We start from the raw sequence: 26,283 nt of genomic DNA, 5'->3' as shown, positions 1-26,283 counted from the left end.
GCTTATTGCGGAAGTCGTTGACCCGTATAAGCGCTCAGCCATCCATCATTTAATGAGATGGTACATGGCACTACCTTTTCAGTCCCTCGCCTCGCGTAAGACTGACAACCACAATTCCATCTGACCAGTTCTCTGACGTTACTTTGGTACTACGGCAATCTCTCATTACAGAGAATTGCTCAGATGGCACAACCGAGTTTGTATCTATGGCGGATCTACTAGAGCAAGACAACACCCATCAAACCCTGCAGGAAGTGAACAAAGCGTTGGAAAACGGCATGTTCGTTCACGTCCGTCGCATGTTGCAAGACATGGAGCCGGAAGATATCGCTCACCTGCTGGAAGCCTCTCCGCCGAAAGAACGTCAAGTCCTATGGCAACTTACCGATCCTGAAGAACAAGGTGAAATCCTTGATGAATTATCAGAAGACGTAAAAGACGGCATCGTTGCCCAGATGGCACCAGAAAAACTGGCTGCTGTTACCGAAGGCATGGAAAGTGATGACATGGCCTACGTTCTACGTAGCCTGCCAGATGATCGCTACCAAGAAGTATTGGCACAAATGGATGCCACCGACCGTCACCGCATCGAAAAAGCCCTTGCGTATCCGGAAGATACTGCGGGCGGCATGATGAGTACCGACTTCATCACCATTCGTAGTGATGTAAATGCTGACGTAGTCTTGCGTTATCTGCGCATGAAAGGGGAACTCCCAGAAGCCACTGACTCCCTCTATGTGGTGGATGAAAACGAATATCTAATCGGCCACATTTCATTGGCAACCTTGATCACCACCCAACCAGATACCGAAATCCGTGAAGTCATGGATGATGCCGACGAAGCAATTCCAGTCGATATGGACGACAGCGAAATCGCTAATCTGTTTGAACGTCGTAACTGGTTGTCGGCCCCTGTCGTCGATAGCAATAACCACTTGGTCGGTCGTATCACCATCGATGACGTGGTTGATATCATCCGTGAAGACGCTGAGCACTCGATGATGAGTATGGCGGGTATGGACGATGAAGAAGATACCTTTGCGCCGGTGATGAAATCAGCCCGTAGCCGTAGCATCTGGCTAGGGGTTAATGTCCTTGCTGCATTAGCAGCGGCATCCGTATCGAACATGTTTGAAGCCACCTTAGATAAAATGGCTGCTATCGCAGTACTCATGACCATAGTACCGTCAATGGGCGGTGTGGCGGGTAACCAGACAGTTGCCTTGGTGATCCGTGGTTTAGCTGTTGGTCACATCGGTGATTCCAACACCCGCTGGCTACTGAGCAAAGAAGCCCGCGTAGGTATCATCAATGGTCTCTTGTGGGCATTAATCATTGGCGGTGTGGTCGTACTATGGAAAGGTGACTTCTTGCTAGGCGCTATCATTGCCGGTGCAATGCTCACCAACTTGATTGTGGCTGGTGTGGCTGGGGTTTGTATTCCGGTTATGCTCAAGAAATTCAATATAGATCCCGCCCTTGCTGGAGGGATGGCGCTAACTACCATCACCGACATTGTCGGTTTGTCGGTCTTCCTCGGGTTAGCCACCGTCTTCTTGGTCTAACGCCTCGTTAGCAAACCACAGATAATAAAAAACCGAAGGTCATGCCTTCGGTTTTTTTGTCTCCATAGCAACGCACTCATCAGCAGAGAAGGCGTCCTATCAGGAAAGTTATTCGCCTGCGATCTTCATGGTATCAAGCAAGATAGAACCAGTTTGAATTTGGCTGCGCATCTCGGTATCACTACCCACTGCAACAATGTTTTTCATCATGTCTTGCAGGTTACCCGCGATAGTAATTTCACTCACAGGGTATTGGATTTCACCGTTTTCAACCCAGAATCCAGCAGCACCACGAGAGTAGTCACCAGTAATGATGTTGACCCCTTGGCCCATCAATTCAGTGACCAGTAAGCCGCGATCCATCTTCTTCAGCATTTGCTCGAAGCTTTCACCAGTAGAGTTCACCATCCAGTTATGAATGCCACCTGCATGCCCAGTTGGCTGCATCGACATCTTACGCGCTGCGTAGCTGGTTAGTAGGTAGGTTTGCAGACAACCGTCGGTGATAATTTCACGGTCATATGTCGCCAGACCTTCGCTATCAAACGGGGTACTCGCCATTCCACGTAGAATGTGGGGGCGCTCGCTGATATTTAGCCACTCAGGGTAAATTTGCTCGCCAAGTTTATCGAGTAAGAACGATGATTTGCGGTACAAGTTAGCGCCGCTGATCCCCATTACAAGGTGACCAAACAAACCTGTCGCAACATCAGCCGCAAACATCACAGGCGCTTCACGCGTCGTCAGTTTTTGAGCATCAACACGCCCAACGGTACGCTCGGCAGCTTGTTGACCAACACGCTCTGGCGTCCACAGTTCAGAAGCAATGCGAGAGGTGGTGTAGCTGTAATCACGCTCCATCTCCCCATTTTTACCTTGAGCAATTACACAACAACTGGTGCTGTGGCGGCTAGATGCATAACTTGCCAGCATTCCGTGGCTGTTACCGTAAACGCGCACACCGTAGTGGCTGTCGTAGCTTGCACCATCGCTCTGCTTGATGCGAGAGTCGTAATCCAACGCTGCTTGCTCAGCGGCAATCGCGATCGCGGCTGCACTGTCAGGCTCTGGCTCGTCAGGGTGAAACAAATCAAGATCTGGGATCTCGCGCGCCATCAACTCTTCCGGACCAGGACCGGCATAAGGATCTTCTGAAGTGTAACGGGCAATATCCAACGCGGCTGCAACGGTTTGAGCAATCGCATTTTCACTTAAGTCAGAAGTCGAAGCGCTACCTTTACGTTGACCACGGTAAACCGTGATCCCCAGCGCGCCATCGCTATTAAACTCCACGTTTTCAACTTCACACATGCGAGTTGATACACTGATACCCGTGGTTTTATTAATAGCAACTTCGGCGGCATCGGCCTGTTGACCGGCCAGTTCTAAAGCTTTTGCTACTGCCGCTTCCAACTCAACACGCTGTTGTACGACCTGTTCTCTCACGTCCATAATTTCACTTATAGTTTGGCTGTTATAACTAGAATAACACTCCAGTGCGCTAAATTGCGCCCAAATTTGTGTTTAAGCTGATAAAATAGAGGCATTAACACCAAACCGACATCTATATCAGGTTAGTGAGCCCTTTATGAGCCGTAAAAACAAAAAAGCCCCTTGGGAAGAGGAAGAAGAAATCATCTGGGTAAGTAAGTCCGAGATGAAACGCGACATGGAAGAGCTACAACGCATTGGCGAAGAAATCGCTGAGTTGAAGCCAAACGCCCTTGCAAAAATCCCGCTTGATGACGAAATGTTAGCAGCAATCAAAGATGCGCAGCGCTTCAAAAACGAAGCTCGCCGTCGCCAACTGCAATACATTGGCAAGCTAATGCGCAACATTGATGTTGAGCCGATTCAAGCGGCGCTTGATAAGCTAAAAAACAAGCACTCACAAGCAACGGTTGAGCTGAAAAAGCTTGAGCAAAAGCGTGACAAGCTAATCGAAAATGGCGATAGCATGATCAACGCCATTTTGGTTGATCACCCAGATGCAGACCGTCAGCGTCTTCGCCAACTTGTTCGCCAAGCGAAGAAAGAAAAGACGCAAGAAAAGCCAGCAAAAGCTTACCGTGAAATCTTCCAGTACCTTAAAGAGCTGTACTTAGAAGACTAAGCGAGAAGAGCGCTAGATATCGACATAACGCTATTTTCAATATCCCATAAACGACAACGCCAGCATCATGTTGGCGTTGTTTTATCACAGTTAAAGCCTGATCACTCAGTACCACCGACGGTCATTGAGTCCAGCTTCAAGGTTGGCTGTCCGACACCAACTGGTACGCTTTGGCCGGCTTTACCACAAACACCCACACCACGGTCGATATCGAGATCGTTACCCACCATAGATACTTGTTGCATCGCTTCAATGCCGCTACCGATCAAGGTTGCGCCTTTGATTGGACGAGTGATCTTACCGTTTTCAATCAAGTAAGCTTCTGAGGCTGAGAACACGAATTTACCCGAAGTAATATCAACCTGACCACCACCGAAGTTCGGAGCGTAAATACCCTTCTTCACGCTTGAGATGATCTCTTCACGCGAGTGTTCACCAGGCAGCATGTATGTATTGGTCATGCGAGGCATAGGAAGGTGAGCATAAGATTCACGACGACCATTACCCGTTGGGTCTACGCCCATCAGACGCGCATTGAGCTTGTCTTGCATGTAACCTTTGAGCTTACCGCCTTCGATCAACACATTGTATTGACCCGGAGTACCTTCATCATCGATGTTGATTGAACCGCGACGATCCGCCAGTGTCCCATCATCAACAATCGTACAAAGTGGTGAGGTTACTTGCTCACCCATGTGACCTGAGAAGACTGAAGACCCTTTACGGTTAAAGTCACCTTCTAAGCCATGACCTACCGCTTCGTGCAGCAACACACCTGGCCAGCCAGCACCCAAGACCACTGGCATAGTACCCGCAGGAGCCGCTTCTGCATCTAAGTTCACTAACGCCTGGCGAATCGCTTCATCAGCAAAGTTCAGCGCAACCGTCTTACCATTCGCTTCAGGCTGAACAAAGAACTCGTAGCCATAGCGACCACCGCCACCAGCACTGCCGCGCTCACGCTTATCACCGCGTTCAACCAACACACTGATCGACAGACGTACCAATGGGCGAATGTCCGCACCGTACGTACCGTCCAATGCCGCGACTAACACTTGTTCGTACACACCATTGATACTTACCGAAACTTCGGTCACCAATGGCTCTTTGCTGCGAACATAGGCATCAATTTCTTTCAGTAAGGCGATCTTTTGGTGCTTATCAAAGCTTGATAGCGGATCAATCGGCGCGTAAATTTCAGCAGCATCAACGGGCGCAAATGCTTTCACTGATGCACTGCTACCTTGACGGGCAATACCACGTGCCGCTTTCGCACTTTGCATTAGCGCTAATTCATTGATTTGATCTGAGTAAGCAAAGCCTGTTTTCTCACCCGTTACCGCACGCACACCTACCCCACGGTCGATGTTAAACGAGCCATCTTTAATGATGCTATCTTCCAGCACCAAAGATTCATGCCAGCAGGATTGGAAATAAATATCTGCGTAATCAACGTCACGGGTCGCAATTTGCCCCAAGATACGTTGAAGATCGTCGCGATCGATGCCCGACTGATCCAGCATGGTGTTTTCTACAGTTTTTAGCGTCATCTACTCAGCTCTTGTTGTGGCATTGATGCACCCTGTATTTGGCATGCTGCATCAATGGCATATTTGTTCTTATAGTGTGGCTTAAATTCAAATCGATGTCTGCGGTTAACACCCCGCGCCCTTGCGGCTGACAAGCGACCACTTGCCCCCAAGGATCGACAACCATCGAATGCCCCCAGGTCTCACGACCGTCAAAATGCTCACCCGCTTGTGCGGCAGCAATCACCCAGCACTGGGTTTCAATCGCTCGAGCCCGCAACAACACGTCCCAATGGGCTTGGCCGGTAACACGTGTAAAAGCGGCTGGCACCACGATAATATCGGCACCTTGCTCGCGAAGCGCAGTGTATAAAGGTGCAAAGCGGACATCATAGCAGATCGACAAACCAATATTGCCAAAGGGGGTTGGCACAACCACAGCGTCATTGCCTGCAGTGAAGGTATCTGATTCTCGGTAGCTATGGTGCTTGTCTTCGACCTCAACATCGAACATGTGGATCTTGTGATAATGCGCCACCAAATGTCCTTGCGCATCAAAGACCAAAGCAGTGGAAGTTAAACGCCCATCCGATTGACGGATAGGAAACGAGCCCACCACAATCCATAACTCTAAGCGACGCGCGAGCTCTGCAACAGCCTGTTGTATTGGACCATCACCTAATGGCTCTGCATGGCGTTGATAGTCTTCTCGATCCCCAAAAATCAAAGCGTTTTCTGGCGTGACGACCCAGCGTGCCCCTTGCAACTGCAACCCTTGCAGTTTCTTCTTCAGCTTTGCCAAATTCACTTCAGGATCGCGCCCCGAGTTCATTTGTACTATACCGATTTTATTCACTTTGGCTTTCGTCATCATCCTCACTCCTTGAATGATTAAGCCTCGTTGGCTCGCCTATATACTACGCCCAACGAGGCTTATCCGCTTATTTTTCTTCTTGTTTCCCCATTGATTCAGGTACCACAAACTCACCGGTAAAGCGCGATTTCTCCGAGACAATCGGCGCTTCAATCGGCCCTGTAATTTGGTAGTTAATTTGGGTAAATACTTCGACCACAGGCGATAGCGCCGTTGAAATGGCAAACACGTACAATGCCGTTGGCGGTGCGATCGCAAACGCTGTGAGCACAGGGATCCCCGAGGTCAAATCCGGATTAAAGCGCACTTTGGCATTGACCGTTTCATCCACCAAGTTCGCCTGACCTTGGATAAACATATCCCCTGCCAACGCTTTCATCTTAATGTCGTCGGTGGTGAAAATACCGTTATCGATCTTGCCTGAGCCACGAATATAGTCGAATGCTAACCCGTTATCGAACACCCCTGAGAAGTCCAATTGCATCTTACGAATGATCGAATCGATACTGAACAAACCGAGCAAGCGCCCTGCGCCACCCACATTGCTGATCAACCCTTTCCCCGTTTCCGTTTTGATTTCACCGGATAAGGTTTCACGGTGCATCGACCACGGTGCGCCAAGCCACTGAATCGAGGCATAGCTACTGAACGAGGCATCTTCAACCCCACCAGAAATACCGAAGCGGCCCATTAGATCCGAGCTATTTTCTCCTTCGATATCAAACGCAACATGAGTTTCGTTTTGACCGTTTTCTAACGTCCAGTGACCGTCCAAACTGAGCGAAGTCACCCCTGAATCAACTAACAGATTCTGTAACACCAGTGTGGCACCATCATGACGCAATTGCCCAGAAACTTTGCCTAAACGATAACCCTGTAGCCACGCATCTTTGATGGTTAAATCCATATCTGGCGTATTTGCCATCATGCTGCGATCAAACACGGTTGCTGGCGGTACATCGCGCTGCGGTACATATTTCTCGGCAGGTAGATCCTGCTCAATGCCTTCCAGAGCAGGTAAGTTAATGTGGATTTTATCCATCACCACATTCAGCGGCTTATCTTTCGGCCAGAAAGCTTCACCGGTAGCCTCTCTGCTCCCCAGAATAAAGTGCCATTGATTACGGCTATCCCGCGCTGCTAACGCAACATCATGCCAATCAAGGGTCGCCAAGCTTAAACGCTTAAGCTGCACATTAACTCGAGTTGGTAATGGGATCTCTGGAAATACAGAAGGTGCCGCTTTCGCATTCTGAGGACCTGACTCATAGCGAGTTTTTATTTGATCGAACAAGTCGACCCAAGTATCGCCATCAAAATAATCACTGTTGATATTGACGATATGGCTACGTTTGCCAAGCGGACGTAATTGGCTCGCGCCCACCGCTAAGTAGCTGGACTCCAGCGTGAGCTTCGGCTCAGTCAACGCGAGACGTGTACGGTACTTGGCATCCGGTAATAACACATCGGCAGTGAAAGCATCCGCATTCCCCTCAACCAATACCTTAGCTGCAGGCGTTGCGGTACTCGCTTTAATCGCCAGCGGATACGGCAGTTCAGTGCTAACTTGAGTTAACGGCAAACGCATATCGACTTGGTAGTCCAAGCCAGTGTCGTAAAGATTAATGCCTACGTCACCTTGCCACTGACTGCGACCTGACACTTTGGCAAGTAGCGGATCAGCAAATAGCTTTTGTAACGGTGCGATTTGCCAATCACCCGCCACATCGATATCTACCCGATAAGCCTTTGGCTGGTTTTTACCATCAAACGCAATCGACACCGGCTGTGACCACAAATTCGCGGTCATGCCTTTGGCTGCAATCACATCATTATCGAACTGAATTTCGCCACTGACGTTATTCAACGGTAACGGCGGCGCCTCGATACTCACTTGGTTATCAACCAAGTTTGCCTTACCCCACGCGCGAACATCGCTACCATCGAAAGGAATATCTAGCTGGAAGTTAGCCGTTACGGGTCCAGATACCTTGACTGTTGAGAGTGCCGCACCGACTGAGTCCACCAGCGGAGTCGCCATCATGTAATCACGAACATCAGGACCATCGGCTTTAACTGCAACCTTAAGCTCTAGGCCGCCATCTTCACTCAGCTCAGACTTACCGGTCACACGTGTCGCTTTGGCTCCCATCGTGGTCGCATGGCGTGAATCGAGGTACATGAAATCATTTTCAAACAACAGATCCAGCTGCAGGTTTTCCAACTCAGGCCACTCGGTATCAAAGCTAAAACGCCCATTTTTCAGCGGCACTTTGGCTTGGAAAATACCCTCGTGCTTAGTGTACGGGAAATCTTGTAAATCACCGTACCACAGTAGCTGCGCCCCTTCGGCTTTACCGCCACGAATAGCCGCCGACAGGTAATCCGTTAGTTCTGCGCCCAAGGCTGGTTTAGGCAGGTAACGCCAGGTTTCACCGACTTTGGAAGCGGTTGCTTCACCATAGAAAGAAAGCCAGCTTGGCTTATTGGTAGGAAAATCAATTCGGAATTCACCATTCACCGCCAGATGCGGTGTAGTCGCTTTCAGACTATCACTCCATAAGCGCCAGCCTTTATCGTCAATCTGCCAATAAGCGGTGATATCTGCGCTATCAATGTTTAGCGGCGCTTGAAAAACCGAGCTGTACGGCAGCACATCATCTTGCAAACTTAAAATGGCACGACCTTGGTTCAAGTCACCGCTGACATCCGCATTAAGCTTATGCAGCCCCGGTAACAAATCCCATTGCTTAATACCAAACTGTTCAAGCTCCAAAGAGAAACGTGGGGATTTATCGCCTTGCTGAGCAACCAAAATATTGCTGACGAAGCCCGATGGTGCGAGCTGTTGCAGCACTTTCTTGGCTTCAATGTCAGCTGGCAACAATGCAAGTAACGGCTGTAAATGATCCAACTTGATAGTATTGATCGCCACCTGCCAGTCTTGAGGCTGCCACTGAGCAGAAACGTTCAACTCTGGCCAATCCTGTTGGTCGGTTTGCCATTGCATCGCATTGGTATCAATACGCCACCCAGTTTGAGCTTGGGTTGGTTGAATGGCAACGATGCCTTGCTTGATCCCAATTTGACGCGTCTGTTTGTTGTCTTGCCAAGCAAAGTGGCTATCTGCCAGTTTCACCCGACTAGCCGTGAGTTGACCATCTTGCAGAGATACCCATAGCTCAGCATTCACTTCGCTATCTGTGATGGCAACTTGCTCGGTAACCTGCTGGTTAAGCCAAGGTGTGAACGACAACTTTTTCGCCCGCGCATAAATTTGCCCAGACAGCGATGCCAAATCACCACGCTCAGATAAGTTTGCACTAACATCCAGCTCACTAAGCTGAGTGCCCGCAATGCTAATAACCCCTTCTGCTCGGTGGTAACCGAGATTATTGGCCCACTTAAGATGGTCGATATCCAGCTCAATCACTTCACCCGATGGTGCCCACATCGTCACTTGCGCATCACGCAATGAGAAATGGCCAAGACGAACAAAGAATACCTGCTCCAGTTGCTGAGCAAGCGATAAGGTTTCTTGCTCTGTCACGGTCACCGTTTCCGGTTTCGCTGGCGCATCAGGATGCAAACTTGGGATTTGCGTGAGATCGACAGCCAGTTGGTGAATACTGACATCTTTGAAGACAGGGCGTAGCTGAAATGCGGATCGCCACAGATCGAAGCGCACTTCAACATCACCCACTTTCACAAAAGAAGGGCTTACATCAGAAGAGCTCACGCGCACACCTTGCAAGGTCAAAGACGGACCAAAGGTGCGCCAATGCCCTTCTACACGCGTGATCGCCAAATCCATGTCGACTTGTTGCGATACCCATTGGCGGATAGGTTCACGATATTCGTTAAGCTGAGGAAGAAGAAGACGTAAACCACTAACAGCAATCGAAGCCAGTACCAACAAAGTCAGTACCAGCCACATCATTCCTCTCGCCAGACGAACGGGAAGCTTTGTCACTCAGTGCCTCACTTACATCATGACAACATCAAACTGCTCTTGCACGTATAACGGCTCGCCTTTGATTTTGACTTGTTTACCAATGAAGACTTCCAGCTCTGCCAACGCATGATATTCATCACCCGCTAATGCATCAGCAACCGCAGGCGATACATAAACCACAAAGCGATCAGCATCGTATGCGCGGTTCACTCGCGTAATTTCACGCAAGATCTCGTAGCACACACTTTCAACGGTTTTCACCGTGCCACGACCTTCACAAGTCGGACAGGTACCACACAGTACGTGCTCGATACTTTCGCGCGTACGCTTGCGGGTCATCTCGATCAAGCCCAGTTGGGTAAAGCCATTGATGTTAGTTTTCACTCGATCGTAAGACAGTGCTTGTTCAAGCGCTTGTAATACGCGGCGTTGGTGATCTTCCGAAGCCATATCAATGAAATCGATGATGATGATCCCACCCAAGTTACGTAAACGTAGCTGGCGCGCAATGGCTTTGGTTGCTTCGATATTAGTATTGAAGATGGTTTCTTCAAGGTTGCGGCGGCCCACAAAGGCACCGGTATTAATATCGATAGTCGTCATGGCTTCGGTTTGATCGATGATCAAATAACCGCCAGATTTAAGTTCAACTTTACGGTCTAATGAACGCTGAATTTCACTCTCGGTATCGAACAAATCAAAGATAGGCTGCTCACCAGCGTAGTATTCTAGTTTCTCGCTCAGCTCAGGCACGAAATCGTCAGTGAATTCTTTCAACTTCTCGTGCGCAAGGCGTGAGTCAACCTGAATGCAATCTAGCTCGGTACCAACAAAATCACGCAAAATACGTTGCGCTAAACCTAGCTCACCGTACAACATAGATTTGGGTTTGTTCTTAGCGCGACGCTCTAATACTTTGCGCCATAAGTGCTTTAAGAAAGCCGCATCTTGTGCCATTTCATCATCCGTCGCGCCTTCAGCTGCAGTACGAATGATAAAGCCACCCAAGTCATCACAGTGATGCGAGACCACTTTCTTCAAACGCTCGCGCTCTTTCTCGCTTTCGATGCGTTGAGATACACCCACATGACTCGCGCCCGGCATGAACACAAGGTAGCGTGATGGCAGCGTGACATCCGTGGTTAGACGGGCACCTTTGGTACCGAGCGGATCTTTAACCACCTGCACAACAAGGTCTTGCCCTTGGCGTACGAGTTCAGAAATGTCGCGTACTTGGAATTGTTGTTTCTCATTTTCAGCCACACACTCAGTATGTGGAACGATATCTGATGCGTGTAAAAACGCCGCTTTTTCCAAGCCGATATCAACAAATGCCGCTTGCATCCCCGGTAATACACGGCTTACTCGCCCTTTATAAATATTACCAACGATACCGCGTTTAGATTCACGCTCTACGTGTACTTCTTGCAGACTACCTGCTTCAATCATTGCAACGCGCGTTTCACTTGGCGTCACGTTAATTAGCAACTCTGTACTCATGATTGCCTCTATTCTAATTCTAAAAATGCTTTTGCCATCATGTCGGTTTCCACTAACGGTAACCCCATCACAGCGTAATAACTGCCATCGATGCGCTCGATAAATTTGCCGCCAATACCCTGAATGCCGTAACTACCGGCTTTGTCTTGCGGTTCGCCACTTTGCCAATATTGTTCTATTTCTTGCTCAGACAAAGGTTTAAACCAAACGCGAGTAGTCACTAACTGAGTTTCAATGCGACTTGTCGTTGCCAGCGTTACCGAGGTCATCACCTGATGCTCGCGGCCTGACAACAAATTCAACATTCGCTTAGCATCAGCAAAATCTGTCGGTTTTTCTAAAATGGTATCGTCAACCACCACAATGGTGTCAGCGCCCAGTACAGGCAAGGTGCCATCACTGGCCGCAACGCCTGCTAGTGCCTTGTCGTGCGATAATCGCTGCACATATTCAGCAGGACTTTCATGAGCCTGGTGTTGTTCTTCAACATCCACCACAACCCTTTCAAAACAATACCCTAATTGCGCTAATAATTCTTTGCGACGAGGAGAGCCTGAAGCCAGCAGCAATTGCAGTGCAGCCATGAGATACCTTTTCGTTATTCTTTCTTAGACAAACAGAGCCCCATCTGGAGCTCTGTTATCATTAGTGTACTTGCTAAGCCAGCGTGCTATTTTGCGAAAAAGCAAAATGCGGACTATTTCTATTCATGGTTTCATTAACGAATCGAAAACTTACGTCGCATCCTGCGGAGTAATAAAAATAGCCACGGCCATAGTATAAAGTTTAGTAACACCGCCCACACCCGTTGTGGTTCAAAGGTGACTTCAGAAACCAAATACTCGGCCCAGAACTCAATCAACTTACCTAACAAGGTTAATAAAGCGACCAACAGCGCCTGTTGCAATAGCGACAGGTTACGTAAGACCTGGAAGTTAAGGGCCACCAGATAACAGACTATCGCCATCATCAAGCCACGAACCCCAAGGGTCGAGCCCAACATCAAATCCCACAGCAAACCGACAATCAGCGCACTGCCGACATTAACGCGGTGTGGTAATGCCAACACCCAGTAAAAAGTGACCAACAACACTAAAGATGGGCGGAATGGGTCTAGCTCACCCGGCCACGGTGCCGCTTGTAAAATTAGCGCGACGGTAATGGATAACCAGATCCAAAAACGCCCTCTAGGACGACTATGAGGCATCGTTTAGTCCTCCTACATTATGAAGCTCTTGCGGTGTCGGCCATACCAGTAGCAAGTATCGTAAGCGATCAAACTGCACCGTTGGGCGCGCTTTGATCTGGGCAAACGGACGCTTGTTATCGAATGAAAACTCAGTCACATTCGCAACCGGATAGCCTTCAGGGTAGCGACCACCTAAGCCAGATGTAACCAGTAAGTCACCCACTTCAATGTCAGTACTGCTTGGCACATGCTCAAGTTGGATTTGATCAATCTGACCACTGCCCGTGGCGATAACGCGAATGTCGTTACGTACTACCTGTACCGGAATACCGTGGGTGGGATCGATAAGTAAAAGTACGCGACTGTTATGGGCACCGACATAAGACACCTGACCAACGATCCCTTTTTCATTGATCACTGGTTGTCCTTCATACACCCCGTCAGTTCGACCTTTATCGATCATCACTTGGTGGCTGTAAGGGTCTGAATCAACCGCCATCACTTCAGTGATCATCTTGCGCTCATCACGTATAAACGGCGAACCAAGCAAATCACGTAAACGCTGATTTTCTTGTGTTAATTGATCCAACAGCAACACATCGCTCTGCTGTACCAACAGCTCTCGCTTGAGTTTTTTGTTTTCAGCCAAGAGATTTTGATGCGAGCTTAATTGACCGGATACATTATCGAGCATCGCGCGAGGAAGGTTCGCTGCATATTGCAGTGGTGCAATCGCGGAGTTCAGCAGGTAACGGAAATGAGCAAAGGCATCAAGTCGACTATCGGCCAGCATTAAGCTGACCGAAAGGAGTATGGCTAGAAACAGGCGCAATTGCAGAGAGGGACCTCTGCCAAAGATAGGCTTCATGTAACGCTATAACCTGTTTTATCAATCGCCATTGCTGGCATTATTCTTCGCTGAATAAATCGCCACCGTGCATGTCGATCATTTCTAGCGCTTTACCGCCGCCACGAGCCACACACGTTAGTGGATCTTCAGCAACGACAACTGGAATACCTGTTTCTTCAGTTAGTAGACGATCTAGATCGCGAAGTAGTGCACCACCACCGGTTAGTACCATACCGCGCTCAGAGATATCTGACGCCAGCTCTGGTGGACATTGCTCTAGCGCAACCATTACCGCAGACACGATGCCTGTTAGTGGTTCTTGCAACGCTTCTAAAATTTCGTTTGAGTTCAGCGTAAAGCTACGTGGCACACCTTCAGCTAGGTTACGACCGCGAACTTCGATTTCACGAACTTCGTCACCTGGATAAGCTGAGCCAATTTCGTGCTTGATACGTTCAGCTGTCGCTTCACCAATCAAGCTACCGTAGTTACGGCGTACGTAGTTGATCACCGCTTCATCAAAACGGTCACCACCGATACGTACAGATGATGAGTACACAACACCGTTAAGCGAGATAACCGCTACTTCTGTTGTACCACCACCGATATCGATCACCATACAACCTGTTGCTTCAGATACTGGCATGCCAGCACCGATAGCAGCCGCCATAGGCTCATCGATAAGGTAAACTTCGCGTGCACCTGCACCTTGTGCTGATTCACGAATCGCACGACGCTCAACTTGAGTCGAACCACAAGGAACCGCCACCAGTACGCGAGGGCTTGGGCGTAGAATGCTGTTGTCATGCACTTGCTTGATGAAGTGCTGTAACATTTTTTCAGTTACGTAAAAGTCTGCAATTACACCGTCTTTCATCGGGCGAATTGCAGCAATGTTGCCTGGTGTACGACCAAGCATTTGCTTAGCGTCGTGACCTACTGCGGCAACGCTTTTTGTACCACCCGCACGATCTTGGCGAATAGCAACAACAGATGGTTCATCCAGTACGATGCCCTGTCCTTTGACATAAATAAGGGTGTTGGCGGTACCCAAGTCAATAGACAGGTCATTAGAAAACATGCCACGAAGTTTTTTAAACATAGTCTTCGGCTAATCCTGCAAGCTTACAAATTCGTTAAATTGCGCTAAATGTACCAAGGGGCAGGAAGTGACACAAGGTATGCTTTGTCAAACCTGCCACAGATCCGCATTTTATTTATGGATCCACTTAATTTGGCAGTGCTGTCATGCCTTTTTCACCTCGGTAAATAATGCGATCGTTACCACGATAAACACCAAAAGTGATCACCGCAGATGGGCTTTCATCCCCTTCACCACGCCAGTTATAAGTTAACCACGGCAGATTGGTGTACCCTAGTTCTTGAGGGCAAGTAATAGTTTGCTCGCCTTTTATTTGCGACGGCGGAGTTGAGCGTAACTTATGCCAAAAACGCACTTGTTCACGATAAAAGCCCGTACGATTAGGATTGGCTTCAATCGCGGATGTTTTCCCTATTTCAATATGACTGCCACTTCCCTGAAGAACAGACTTAGATTTATCCGCCCCACTCCCTGTAGGCCAAATCATCTGTTTACAGTATTTACCGCCATCAAACGGGGTATAGCTGTCATCTTTATTAATCACAAACTCACTACCGTTCCAATATTCCACTCGCATAGGCACCGTCACTGAGGTATCAAAGGCACTACCTACATCATCGAGAACCATACGACCATAACGAGCATCTAATCGCCCAGCTAACGCGGAGCCTGTGAACGTCTCACTGTCTGTGACGAGATCTTGCGGTGATGAGCTATAGGAAATAGGATCTGTGTGATCTCCTTTTTTGCTATACACCATCACTTTCATGTTCGGGAATACCCGATTATCCGTTATCGTGCCTTTACCCTGTTTGATACGTGAAAACATCTCACCGGTAACCGAATGCGAGAGCGAAGCACTCGTCCAAGGGCCCAACACTCCTGACATCTTAGATTTGGAGCGCGCACTCCAATCATTATTGGCTTTGTCTGCGGCATCGCCGTCAACAAGCGCTAAGCGAACTTTAGCTTGAAACTCAGGTTTTAACAGGCCGTAATTAGTTGTTGGTTCTGTATAACCATTTGCTTTTGCCGTTAGAGTGAAATCATAGCCCCACTCTTGATTCATATAGGTGAAGCCTGTCAGCGAATTCGCAGGATGGGCATTTTTCACAGCACTTGAAGTTAACTCAAAATAAGCCGGATAAATCCTACCAATTCGAAACGGTGCAGGTGGAACCGCAAGTCCTTTTATCAAGTAATCATCCGATCCTAACCCCACCTTAAAACTGCCTACATCACCCCAACCAACAATACCTTTACCATAGTCATCACCAGCTTTGAATTTAGCATCATCCCCAAAGACATTGTCTCCAAGCTTTCCACTACTAGGGGTATCAAGTGAGTAAACACCCACATTTAAATCTGTTTGGACAGTATCATCAACAAACTGCGTTAACGCGGTTTGTCCGCAGTAGTGATCTTCATTCTTATTGACGATTGGCGTTTTAAATGAGTTATTCGATGCATAATCACTCCCCATCCATGCTAACGGTTTAGCGTAAAAATTGATGCGTTCGCCAGCTTTTGCTAGCCCGCTGCCAGTGTTTGCATCTCCTTTAAATAAAGAGCTATTTTTATCATTCCAATCACATAACGCTAAAGCAAATGGACGAAAGTAGAAATTTTCACTTGCGGCCATCTCTGAAGGCTTACCCTGATATTGCTTATCTGTGATATTCAGCATCACCTTGCCAGCTTCCGAATATATCCCTTTGTTGCCAGTGGCTTTACCTTTCACAAAAATAAAATCAAAATCACCCGATGCGTTCTTAAAATTAGAGCCCGGTTTATTTGATTTTATTCTCAGCTGCTTACCTCCATTGGTTAAGCTCTGTGTATGTGAAACCGTTAATTTACGATTTCCGGTATAACCTTCCATCACATCACAGCGGCGGCTATTACCTGCTTTAGCCTTAGCAACGATATCCCAGCCAAATTCACGCCCTACAATTTGGCCAAAAGGAACATTATCAACGAAGTCTTTATTCTCAATCGCTAGAGCAAACGGCACAAAGGTATAAGCCCCCGCAGTTTTGGTGACATCACCATGGCTGGTGAGTTTTGCTTGGATATTAATTGATGCAAGATCTTTACTCGATAGCTTATATTTAACCGAGCCAGTTTCACTATTAAACTGATGCGTAATTTTGGAAGGACACGTCCCTACCGGCGCTGAAGCACTATTAAACCAGCACACATCGGCATTATTTGGTGTTGTTGATGGTGCGGTTATTTCTAGCGATCCAGTAAAGTTCTCAGCCACTTTATTAGTAGTTTCATCGATAATTGAGAAAGTAATTTCTTCTCCATCACAAGCGAGTACTTTATCTTTTTTATCTGGTGATATTTCAAGGCGGTATGTCGGGCCTGAATCAAAACAGTCACTATCGCCAATAATCTTAGCGAATGATTCCATTTTTAATTCACGAGTCGTCACAGCACCATGTAAAACCGTATTTTTTAATAGAACCTCATCACCAGCTAATATCAACGCTTTAGCCACAATACCCTGTCGATTATCTTGACTCGCACTGCCAGCATCCATTTTTATTTCAGAGTCAGAGTTATGACCTAGAATAATCAAGTTATCAGGTTTACTCCCTTGCTCATAATTAATAAATCCAGACCCACTAACTTTAAATTCTTTTAAAATATGAACTGTGACTTGACCATTAACAATAAGTTTCGAACTTCCCTCTAATTTAAATTCTTGTACCCAATACTCACCTGCATTTAAAGTTAAATTCGATGAGCCTTCAACTTTTATTTCTTTATAACGATCAGGAGAGATTGTTTTGCTGCCAGTACTTAACTTAACTTCTTTATCACCATAACGGAAAGTTTCTAAAGTAAGTGATGGAAGCATTAAACTAGGTGTAGGCTCACAAGCACGATTAACACAACTGTCGTAGTTAAACTTCATATCACCATTGTCAGGAAAACCGAGCTGATATCCACTCATGGCATTATAAATTTTCGAATGTTCTTTCACTTCAACTTCAGCACTCTGGCTCCAAGTCTGTGCAGGCCCTGTAAAAATATCACAAACTTCTTCGCTAACTTTTCGTTGAAAAGCCATAAACCCTATATTTTCAGAGGCATGCTTACGCTCTAAAGTGTTTTGTTTTCGCTCATTAAGATCCTCATCATTAACAAAACTAACCGAGTAATCGTTACCTGTTTTTTTTGCCTGACAATACCTTAACCAGCCACCATTGTTACCTTTTCTTGAGCTCTTAGAAGCAAGGATCATCGGTTGTTCTGTAAAGCCACTTGATCCAGGTATTTCAATGAACTTGTCACACTGCCGAATAATAGGAATAGTTACTTTGTCAAAACCTTTTAAGTCATCATCTAACGTATTCGGTGTTGCACCAGCGCCCATTGTAAACTGCAACCCTTTATAGACACCGGCACCTTCGGCAATGATATAAGCGACTTCTTTAGCTGGCCCATCATCATGATCAAACGAACTGCTATCAACTTCAGAGCGATCTAAACCAAGATAAAAACGATTCACTGTAAACCCTAAATCAACATAAGGCACAACAGGCGTTATCCAATGACTTCTTTGGGAATAGTTTTCTCCATTACCTTGAATACTCACTAATATTCCAGGGTTAGTGAAATTATTACTAAACCGTACTTCTGTCGTATAATCATCGACATCACTCCAAGGTAATTTCACTCCCCCCTTTAAATACTTATTAACTGAGATCTTTCCTGCTTTTATACGCCCCTTACCACCAAAATTAACTTCACCCTCTTCAATCACAAAGTAATTGATTTTATTATTAGGCAGTTTCTCTAAGCAAAAATTTCGATTATTACAACTTTGCCCAACTTCTTTAACCTGTAGTATTGTTCTACCTTTATTATCTTTACTTCGAAAGGGAGCTAGATGCTGTCGAATCGTCGCGGAGGTAGTTGTGACTTTTGTTACAAACAAATTAGAAGGTGCATCTCGACCGTTACGTTCAATCGTCGACATAACAAAAACAAGAGGTTTTTTAGCATATGTTTTTTTAAACTTAATCTCACAGTTTTGATTAAAACAATCACCTCTTACGTTCAATTCACCAAATTCAAACGTTGGTTCAGCAGCATGCAAAGAGCAACTCAAAGCAACAAGAAGAACATATGCTAAATATTTTATTATTTTCATGATTAATACTCAGTAATATCCTTTGCCCATGTTTCTTGAATTCTGCTGACTTGATTTTTGTTACTACCGCAGGTTGCCATGCTGGTTAGTTGATAGGTTGTCATTGCCCCTGAGACTTTATACTCATCACAAGTTACTTGAATTGAACAACCAGCAATCATATTCAATGAAAGCTTTTCTGTTGCGCCGAAAGCTGTTTTACAGCCCACCGCCTTAACCTCATCTCCCAATGGAAACAATTTTGCTAGGCCCACTTCATTACCGCTGTTCGCGGCAAACCAAGCTCGGGTTGATAGCACTTCTTTGGCCGTTGTATCGCTCTGTGACCAATTAAGCTTCACCATACCAACCGCCATCACTGCCATAGCTGTTAAGACAAAAAGTACAATCACTAACGTACTACCTTGCTGTTTATGGAACATTGAGCACCTGCACATCATGACTAAACTGAGACTCTTCTTCCTTGCGGTTGCCAATCACCATCGTAATTTGAACTAAAGCACTACGTGATAACGATGCAGAGCTCAAATTAAATGAACTCTTAACTCGGTTAATATTTTTTGCCATGACCGCTTCATTTTCTGATTGCTGCGATTCCCAAATCAAACCGTTACGCGTCAGTTCGGTACCAGTAAAACAAAAAGTAATACGGCGATCATAGGTGTAAAAACGCTCGCCACTGGAAAGTGAGGCAAACGTCGGAATGCGAGTCGTTTTTAAGGTGTATGAATTGGTAGATTGCTGCTCAATTCGAGCAGATTGCGCTAACGCATCCACCTTATTCGCAACAGGAGGAAAAAAATCATCAGAATGACTTGGATTAATAATCAGGCGATCGCCAACATTACCAGCAGAAGAACCTGAAGGCTTCACGACATTAAGCTGATTAGTCAGATTGGTGAAATCAAAATAAAAACCATGCTGTTTTATCGGCACGAAGGTTAAGCACTTATTATCTGTGCTGACGCTCAAACTATTGGGCACTGCATGCCTTACTTCACGACTGATCCGCTCCATCGCAAACCGCGCTTCACCTTGCTGTCGCTCCCGAATCACAGTATCGACATAGCCGTCAGCACCTAACTGTAAGTAACTACTTACCCCTAAGGTAATAATGGCAATCACCACCATAGTGAGCACCATTTCAATCAGAGTAAAACCACGCTGAAGCATCAGTAATTACTCCTATAGGCTTTGTATTCATAAGGGCCAAACCGAGAAGCCCATATGGTAGTGGTTACTAACTTATGTAACCCCTTGCCTGCAATATCTTCACCGCCTGTTAAGCCGTTATCGTATACCACCGAAATATTGAGGCGAAAATGAGGATAGTCCAACGCGATATCACTACCAACCACGTTATTTAACTTTCCACGATAAGGTTCAAGACCATCACAGTCAGATGCTTTATCGGCCCAGCAACCAATATAATCATCAACATCATTGACCACATCACGAATTAAGCCGCCATTAGGGTCAAGTTCACCACTATCAGGACCTAGTGTCGTTTTACAAGCAGGGACAGGGGTAATCACATTACTACCAGTATCTCCGCAGCGATAGTTGCCTCCATTATGATCACTATTCTCGTCAAAGCTTCGCGCCAATACTTCGCTTAACACTGCATTCGCAAGGGCTGCTGAACGGGCTTGGTAGTGGATTTCACCTGATTCTCTGGCTTGAGGGAACATCACAGTGATCATCATTGCCATTGCGATAGCCAAAATTACAATCGCTAACAATGCTTCAATTAAGGTGAAACCTCGCTGATTACTGACAATCACTGATGTACCCTTCTCCGTTAATACAAAGCGAAGCATCAGCTCCATTCGTTGCGGTAAAAGTGACGATGCAATCAGCATCCACACACATTCTATTACTGTCAGCTTTCCAATTCGCTCTTGGTCGCCCTAAAGCATCGAATGCCATATAGATGCCCGGTACCAGTTTGCTGTCGAGCTTGGCTTCTACTTTCACACCAGCTTCCGAGGCTAATAAATGATCACTACTTTGATCAAAACACTTCGCCAATGCACCAAACCCCGTGCTATTGACTTGTAAGAGATAACAATCGGGATCTGCAGCATTGGCTATATTGCCTTGATTCATTGCTGTGATTTGGATTTGGCGCGCAATAGAAATAGCTTGGTCACGCGCAACTTGTGCAGAGAAAGTGCTTTTGCCAGATAAACGAGAAAATGCCGTTACCCCTAAAATACCGATAAGCAACAGTACAATGATAAGTTCGATGAGGGTAAACCCCTGCGGGCGACGAGGCATAGGCAACCTTAGTATCTAGCGGGGAGGAAAGACTCTATCTCATCAAGGCGCTAACACACCATGATGAGATAGAGCCTCACAAGGAGGCTCTATAATGATTATTCACATTCAGTAACTGAGACTGTTGCAGCTGAAACTGCAGATTGTGCTTCAGTGTAAAGTACGTAACATTTAGTTACTGGATCTTCAGCATAATTTTTTAAGGTAAATGCTTTCTTAGTGCCTGTCGCACCAGATACATTTGCAACCTTCCATTCTGACGTTAGATCAAGCTGAACTGCTTTATCAATATCTGCTGCTTTAGGGTAACCATATACAACATTTAAATCTTGGCCATCAACGGTAATTTTATCTGCACTCTTTCTCTCTTTACCTTCAATAGCAGACTTACCATAAACAATACCTGCAGCACCATTAATGGCACCTTTAAGGCCTTCAAGTGACGCATTACGCGCATCATCTTGTAAGTTCAAAAAGCGAGGAGCTGCCGTAACTGCCAAGATCCCCAAAATTACAATCACTACCACTAATTCAATCAGTGTAAAACCATTTTGGCGTTTCATATTTTCTCTCTTTAAACCTTATTAATATTATTTACATGCATCTGCTGTAATTTCGACTTTGGCAGGATTTGTTGAGTCCGCCGCGGTATACGTTAAGAAACACTTACTAGGAATACTTCCTTCTGCTGTGTCTTTGTATTGTTTAAATGTCAGCTTAATTGTTTTCCCTGCTGCATTTTCTTTACCTGTATCTTTTACAATTTCCCAGTCATCACTGAAATTTGAAATTGTTGCAACAATACCTGCTGATGTCGCTGTTGGATATCCATAAACAATTTCAACCTGATTTGGTGATTTACCAATAGTTTGAGGTGAAGAGTCCGACTCTTTCCCTTCAACAGCGGCTTTACCGTAAACAATGCCTGCACCACCATTGATGGCACCTTTCAAACCTTGTAGCGCGGCGTTACGTGCATCGCCTTGCAAATTCAAAAAACGAGGTGCCGCGGTCACAGCTAAGATACCGAGAATAACAATTACAACTACAAGTTCTATCAGTGTAAAACCACCTTGACGCTTCATATATTTCTCCTACTTCTCTACCCTAATTAAAAATTTGCTGCATTAATTCAGCACGACTTCTACTTGGCCTTTTGCAGGCTTATAAATAAATGAATGCCCAGAAGTTAAGTTACTCACGACATCACCTTGTGAGTTAGCAGACGCTAACTGATAGTATCGGCACGCACGTTGGTTACCCGACGTTACTTGATTAACGTAAAACAGGTATTTTCCTGTTTGTGCTTCCGATGAATTACTCGTCACAAGCGGTGGGTTCTGCAACAGGTTTTGCATTAAATTAACGCAATCTGTGTTATCCATCGCTGTAATTTTTTTGTTGTCCAAAGACACTGGGTAACCGTCACTCACGCTACCATCGCTAGAGGCAACAGTGAGGTAAAAATCAGTGCCATCGTAATTGACTTTTTGTACTCGATCCGCGCCCGAACCTTCAGTAGGACGACCATAAGCTTCCCATTGCGCTCGAGCAGAGAGTGCAGCTGTCGCAAAACCACCTGCAACCCCTTGAATTGACGACTTTTTAGCTTCATCTGTTACGTTTAAAAAACGTGGTAAAGCGGCAACAGCCAACAAACCGACAACAATTATTACAATCACCAATTCCACTAAAGAAAAGCCGATTTGTTTCTTCATACCCACCTCGTAAAAGCGTCAACTTTTCGTCGACTTTTCTGCCACAAAGTCATTTAACTTTATTGTCTCATTTCCATAAAATAATTCCAGCCATTTTCCAGCACTTATTTCGTATACACATGATTCATATGTCACAGATTTCGGTTCTTTGCTATACAACATTGAGATATGAGGCGCCGGAATATTGGCAGGCGATAAAAGTCGCCATAAATTGTAACAATCCAGACTATTATTCTGTTCTACTCGTGGCCAACCTTTAGCGGTAAAAATCACATCAATATCATCCACTTTCAACGTCGCTGGACGATTATTTAACTCCCACATTTGGCGCATTGCGACCGCCCCTTCATTAAGGCTTTTTATCGTTAAGCGCATCGCAATATCATCGGCTTTTTCATTCACTTTTCGCCACTCAACACGCAATGCGATAACCAGAATAAGTACAACAACAAACCATATTGTGTAGTGAATGCGATTTATCTGACGCTGATTAAACACCTCTGGCAACATCGAGCATACTCCACATTGGCACGAAGATACCCAAAGCAAGCACTAACACCATGGCTGCAACCACCATCAGCAAAATAGGTTCAATTTTTGCGGTTAAGGTTTTTAAGTCGTAATCCACTTCTCGGTCATAAAAGTCAGAGGCTTCTAAAAGCAGTTCATCGACTTGACCCGTCTCTTCGCCCACCGCAATCATTTGCAACACGAGGGGGGTAAATACACCGGATTGAATCGCAGTATTCGAAATGCTGTTACCGCCTTCGATACCGTTTTTCATTTCAATCATTCGCTTTTCGAGATAGCGGTTACCTAAACATTCCGCTGCCATTTGTAATGCTTGGTTAAGCGGCACCCCTGCGCGGATCATCAAAGAAAAAGTCCGAGAGAAGCGCGATAACAAGGTTCGGTTAACAATGTTGCCGATAATAGGTATTTTGATCCGCCAGCGATCCCATTTCTCTTCACCAGCAGGCGTGCGTCGCCACATCATCACAGCAAAACCAAGACCAAAAACACCAGCTAACAATAACGGCCAATAATCGACAAAGAAGTTTGATGTCGCGATCAAAATCCGTGTTGGAAGCGGTAACTCAACGCCAAAGCGTTCAAACATGGCAGCAAAAGGTGGGATCACTTTGATATTCAGCACCACCATCGCAATGGTAATGGCGATCAAAACAAAGCTTGGATAGCGCATTGCCGATTTCAAACGGCGTCGAGTTTCCATTTCTTGCTCATAATATTGCGCAAGTTGAAGCAGTGAATCATCTAGTCGACCTGTGTTCTCACCGATATGGATCATGGAGACAAACAGCTCGGAAAATACCCGCGGGTGCTGGCTCATAGAAGATGAAAGGGTACGTCCATTGGTTAACTCGGCACACACCGATTCCAAGGTCGACTTCATTAAAGGATGACTGGCGCTTTGCGTCAAACCGTTAATCGAACGCAGCAGTGGCACCCCAGCTTTGGTCAAGCTGTACATCTGACGACAAAAAATGACCAACATTTCCAGCGGCACGCTGCTCTGGAACATGGCTTTGACGTCAACACTCGCCGACTTCGCTTTTCCTAGGCGCACATCCAAAGGGATCACCCCTTGGCGGATCAAAATATCCACTGCCGCCTCTTGTGAGGCAGCATCAAGCTGACCACGTTGGATCTTTCCTTTGCTGTCGCGACCGCGATAATTAAAGATTGGCATAGGCTATCTCACTACAACAAAGTGCCATCATTTAAGTCACCCTCGCCCAATTGGATCACTTCCTCAAGGCTAGTGCGACCCGCTAGCGCCAGATCAAGCGCTGAATTAATCAAAGGTTTGTAACCTGGGCTAGTGCGAGCAATTTGACTAAACAGTACCGCATTGTTACTGCGAAGCGCGTCCATCATGGGTTGATCTAATTCCAATAATTCAAATACCCCGATTCGGCCTCGGTAGCCCGTAAAGTTACAGCTCTGGCAGCCACTCCCCACACGGAAAGTCTCGGCTTGAACATCAGGAAAACGCGCTTTCAACCATTGTTGTTTCGCATCATCTAATGCTTCGTCTTCCCCACAATCGGAGCAAACTTTACGCACAAGTCGCTGCGCTAATACCGCACGCACACCACTCGCAACCAAATAGCCAGGCGCTTCCATATCCATCATTCGCAGTGCGCTATCTACGGCGTCATTCGTGTGCAAAGTCGATAACACTAAGTGACCGGTTAAAGCCGAGCGTAAGCCGATTTCCACAGTTTCCTGATCACGCATCTCACCGACCAGAATAATGTCGGGGTCTTGGCGCAAGAAAGTACGCAGAATGGAAGAAAAGGTCAGCCCGATCTTACTGTTTACCTGAACTTGGTTAACACGCGGCAAGCGATATTCCACCGGATCTTCTGCCGTGATCAGCTTTTTACCCGGTTTATTTAATTCACTCAGGGCACCGTAAAGGGTGGTGGTTTTGCCCGAACCGGTTGGCCCCGTTACCAAAATCATCCCATGAGGGCGTTTTAACTGGCGGCGAAAACGCCCCAAAATATCAGCAGGCATGCCGACTTCTTCAAGGCTCAAAATACCTGCGGATTGATCAAGCAAACGCATCACCACCGACTCGCCGTGTTGCACTGGCATGGTTGAGACACGCACATCTACCGAGTGCCCACGCACCTTGACATTAAAACGTCCATCTTGCGGCAGACGCTTCTCTGAAATATCCAGCCCACCCATCAATTTCAAACGCAAAACAAGGGCAGAGGCGACACTCGCTTCATTCAACAAAGTTTCGTGGAGCACGCCATCAATACGCTGACGAATACGCAAAACATTGCTATCTGGCTCGATATGAATATCCGAGGCACCAACCTGAATCGCGTCTTCAAACAAGGAATTGATCAGCTTAACAACGGTAACTTCTTCGTTATCACTGTCTTCCATGCCAAAGCTGTAATCACTATCGCTTTGGTGCTCTGCTTGTAACTGCTCGGCAAACGACACGATATCTTTGGTACGACGGTAATAACGGTCAAACGCATTGATCAATTGACGCTCAGGCGCGATCACCAACTCAACTCGGTAGTCTTGAAGTTGATCGTATACCGCTTCTTGTGCCGCTAAATCCGCAGGATCACTCATTGCGACTCTAACCGTGTCACCGCGCAAACCAATCACTAACGCACGTAAACGACGAGCATGAACTTCACCCAGCATCGCTACCGCATCAATATCGATATTGGCACGGTTCAAATCCACCAATGGAATATCAAGCTGACGAGACAAGAACTCCAGCATTTGCTTTTCAGTCAAAAAGCCAAGGCTGATCAGGGTGTCACCTAACTTACGACCTGAGACTTGCTGCTGATCCAGCGCATGCTCCAGTTGTTGCTGCGAAATGATCTGCTCTTCTACCAGCAAATCACCCAAGCGTTTACGTAATCGAATTTGCATCT

22 protein-coding genes are annotated in these 26,283 nt (G+C 46.4%); 2 read left to right on the top strand and 20 right to left on the bottom strand.

Annotated elements, in window-relative coordinates; genetic code table 11:
• The first annotated feature begins 206 nt into the window (after positions 1-206).
• Positions 207-1,565 carry a magnesium transporter gene (gene mgtE / locus A3K86_RS10195; protein WP_068330794.1) on the top strand — a complete coding sequence of 453 codons (1,359 nt, stop codon included), beginning with the start codon at positions 207-209 and terminating at the stop codon, positions 1,563-1,565.
• A gap of 108 nt (positions 1,566-1,673) precedes the next feature.
• Here mgtE and pmbA read toward each other — a convergent pair whose 3' ends face one another.
• A complete protein-coding gene (gene pmbA / locus A3K86_RS10190) occupies positions 1,674-3,017 on the bottom strand; it encodes a metalloprotease PmbA (RefSeq protein ID WP_068330793.1) in 1,344 nt (447 codons plus the stop codon).
• A 136-nt stretch (positions 3,018-3,153) separates the two neighbouring features.
• Here pmbA and yjgA point away from each other — a divergent pair, with 136 nt between their 5' ends.
• Positions 3,154-3,678 carry a ribosome biogenesis factor YjgA gene (gene yjgA, locus A3K86_RS10185; RefSeq protein WP_068330792.1) on the top strand — a complete coding sequence of 175 codons (525 nt, stop codon included), beginning with the start codon at positions 3,154-3,156 and terminating at the stop codon, positions 3,676-3,678.
• A 101-nt stretch (positions 3,679-3,779) separates the two neighbouring features.
• On the opposite strand, the gene tldD is transcribed toward yjgA, so the two are convergent.
• From tldD to A3K86_RS10090, 19 genes are all read right to left on the bottom strand, one after another.
• The gene (gene tldD / locus A3K86_RS10180; RefSeq protein WP_068330791.1) at positions 3,780-5,228 is read right to left on the bottom strand and encodes a metalloprotease TldD; all 1,449 of its coding nucleotides are present in this window, start codon (positions 5,226-5,228) and stop codon (positions 3,780-3,782) included.
• 4 nt (positions 5,229-5,232) lie between these two features.
• Positions 5,233-6,063, bottom strand: coding sequence for a carbon-nitrogen hydrolase family protein (locus tag A3K86_RS10175; RefSeq protein ID WP_068330885.1), 831 nt, complete (start codon positions 6,061-6,063; stop codon positions 5,233-5,235).
• A gap of 85 nt (positions 6,064-6,148) precedes the next feature.
• The gene (locus tag A3K86_RS10170; RefSeq protein WP_084406563.1) at positions 6,149-10,054 is read right to left on the bottom strand and encodes a YhdP family protein; all 3,906 of its coding nucleotides are present in this window, start codon (positions 10,052-10,054) and stop codon (positions 6,149-6,151) included.
• Positions 10,055-10,066: 12 nt separating this feature from the next.
• Complete coding sequence (gene rng / locus A3K86_RS10165; RefSeq protein ID WP_068330790.1) at positions 10,067-11,536, bottom strand: ribonuclease G; 1,470 nt, start codon at positions 11,534-11,536, stop codon at positions 10,067-10,069.
• Positions 11,537-11,544: 8 nt separating this feature from the next.
• On the bottom strand, positions 11,545-12,120 hold the full coding sequence (locus A3K86_RS10160; protein ID WP_068330789.1) for a Maf family protein: 576 nt from the start codon (positions 12,118-12,120) through the stop codon (positions 11,545-11,547).
• A gap of 134 nt (positions 12,121-12,254) precedes the next feature.
• On the bottom strand, positions 12,255-12,743 hold the full coding sequence (gene mreD / locus A3K86_RS10155) for a rod shape-determining protein MreD (RefSeq protein ID WP_068330788.1): 489 nt from the start codon (positions 12,741-12,743) through the stop codon (positions 12,255-12,257).
• Entirely contained in the window at positions 12,733-13,593 is an 861-nt protein-coding gene (gene mreC, locus A3K86_RS10150; protein WP_068330787.1) for a rod shape-determining protein MreC, read from the bottom strand. Before mreC ends, mreD begins: the two co-directional genes overlap by 11 nt.
• A gap of 40 nt (positions 13,594-13,633) precedes the next feature.
• On the bottom strand, positions 13,634-14,677 hold the full coding sequence (locus tag A3K86_RS10145) for a rod shape-determining protein (protein WP_048899201.1): 1,044 nt from the start codon (positions 14,675-14,677) through the stop codon (positions 13,634-13,636).
• Positions 14,678-14,804: 127 nt separating this feature from the next.
• Positions 14,805-18,845, bottom strand: coding sequence for a DUF6701 domain-containing protein (locus A3K86_RS10140; RefSeq protein ID WP_068330786.1), 4,041 nt, complete (start codon positions 18,843-18,845; stop codon positions 14,805-14,807).
• Positions 18,846-18,847: 2 nt separating this feature from the next.
• Complete coding sequence (locus A3K86_RS10135) at positions 18,848-19,267, bottom strand: MSHA biogenesis protein MshP (RefSeq protein ID WP_232321957.1); 420 nt, start codon at positions 19,265-19,267, stop codon at positions 18,848-18,850.
• Positions 19,257-20,018, bottom strand: a complete 762-nt coding sequence (locus A3K86_RS10130) for a PilW family protein (RefSeq protein WP_068330784.1) — start codon at positions 20,016-20,018, stop codon at positions 19,257-19,259. Before A3K86_RS10130 ends, A3K86_RS10135 begins: the two co-directional genes overlap by 11 nt.
• Complete coding sequence (locus A3K86_RS10125; protein WP_162844322.1) at positions 20,018-20,629, bottom strand: type IV pilus modification PilV family protein; 612 nt, start codon at positions 20,627-20,629, stop codon at positions 20,018-20,020. The genes A3K86_RS10130 and A3K86_RS10125 overlap by 1 nt, the downstream gene beginning before the upstream one ends.
• Positions 20,616-21,125: a prepilin-type N-terminal cleavage/methylation domain-containing protein gene (locus A3K86_RS10120; RefSeq protein ID WP_068330782.1), complete on the bottom strand. Its 510-nt coding sequence runs from the start codon at positions 21,123-21,125 to the stop codon at positions 20,616-20,618. Before A3K86_RS10120 ends, A3K86_RS10125 begins: the two co-directional genes overlap by 14 nt.
• 98 nt (positions 21,126-21,223) lie before the next feature.
• Complete coding sequence (locus A3K86_RS10115; RefSeq protein ID WP_068330781.1) at positions 21,224-21,688, bottom strand: type II secretion system protein; 465 nt, start codon at positions 21,686-21,688, stop codon at positions 21,224-21,226.
• A 27-nt stretch (positions 21,689-21,715) separates the two neighbouring features.
• Positions 21,716-22,210 carry a prepilin-type N-terminal cleavage/methylation domain-containing protein gene (locus tag A3K86_RS10110; protein WP_068330780.1) on the bottom strand — a complete coding sequence of 165 codons (495 nt, stop codon included), beginning with the start codon at positions 22,208-22,210 and terminating at the stop codon, positions 21,716-21,718.
• A 42-nt stretch (positions 22,211-22,252) separates the two neighbouring features.
• On the bottom strand, positions 22,253-22,843 hold the full coding sequence (locus A3K86_RS10105) for a prepilin-type N-terminal cleavage/methylation domain-containing protein (RefSeq protein ID WP_068330779.1): 591 nt from the start codon (positions 22,841-22,843) through the stop codon (positions 22,253-22,255).
• A gap of 18 nt (positions 22,844-22,861) precedes the next feature.
• Positions 22,862-23,353, bottom strand: coding sequence for a hypothetical protein (locus tag A3K86_RS10100; protein ID WP_068330778.1), 492 nt, complete (start codon positions 23,351-23,353; stop codon positions 22,862-22,864).
• Complete coding sequence (locus tag A3K86_RS10095; RefSeq protein WP_068330777.1) at positions 23,334-24,554, bottom strand: type II secretion system F family protein; 1,221 nt, start codon at positions 24,552-24,554, stop codon at positions 23,334-23,336. The genes A3K86_RS10100 and A3K86_RS10095 overlap by 20 nt, the downstream gene beginning before the upstream one ends.
• Positions 24,555-24,565: 11 nt before the next feature.
• The gene (locus tag A3K86_RS10090; RefSeq protein ID WP_068330776.1) at positions 24,566-26,281 is read right to left on the bottom strand and encodes a GspE/PulE family protein; all 1,716 of its coding nucleotides are present in this window, start codon (positions 26,279-26,281) and stop codon (positions 24,566-24,568) included.
• Positions 26,282-26,283 lie beyond the last annotated feature (2 nt).

It is taken from the genome of Photobacterium jeanii (assembly GCF_001650345.1).
Taxonomy (GTDB): Bacteria; Pseudomonadota; Gammaproteobacteria; order Enterobacterales; family Vibrionaceae; genus Photobacterium; species Photobacterium jeanii.
Note: the sequence above shows the minus strand (reverse complement) of the source record. Positions and strands in the feature narration are given on the sequence as shown.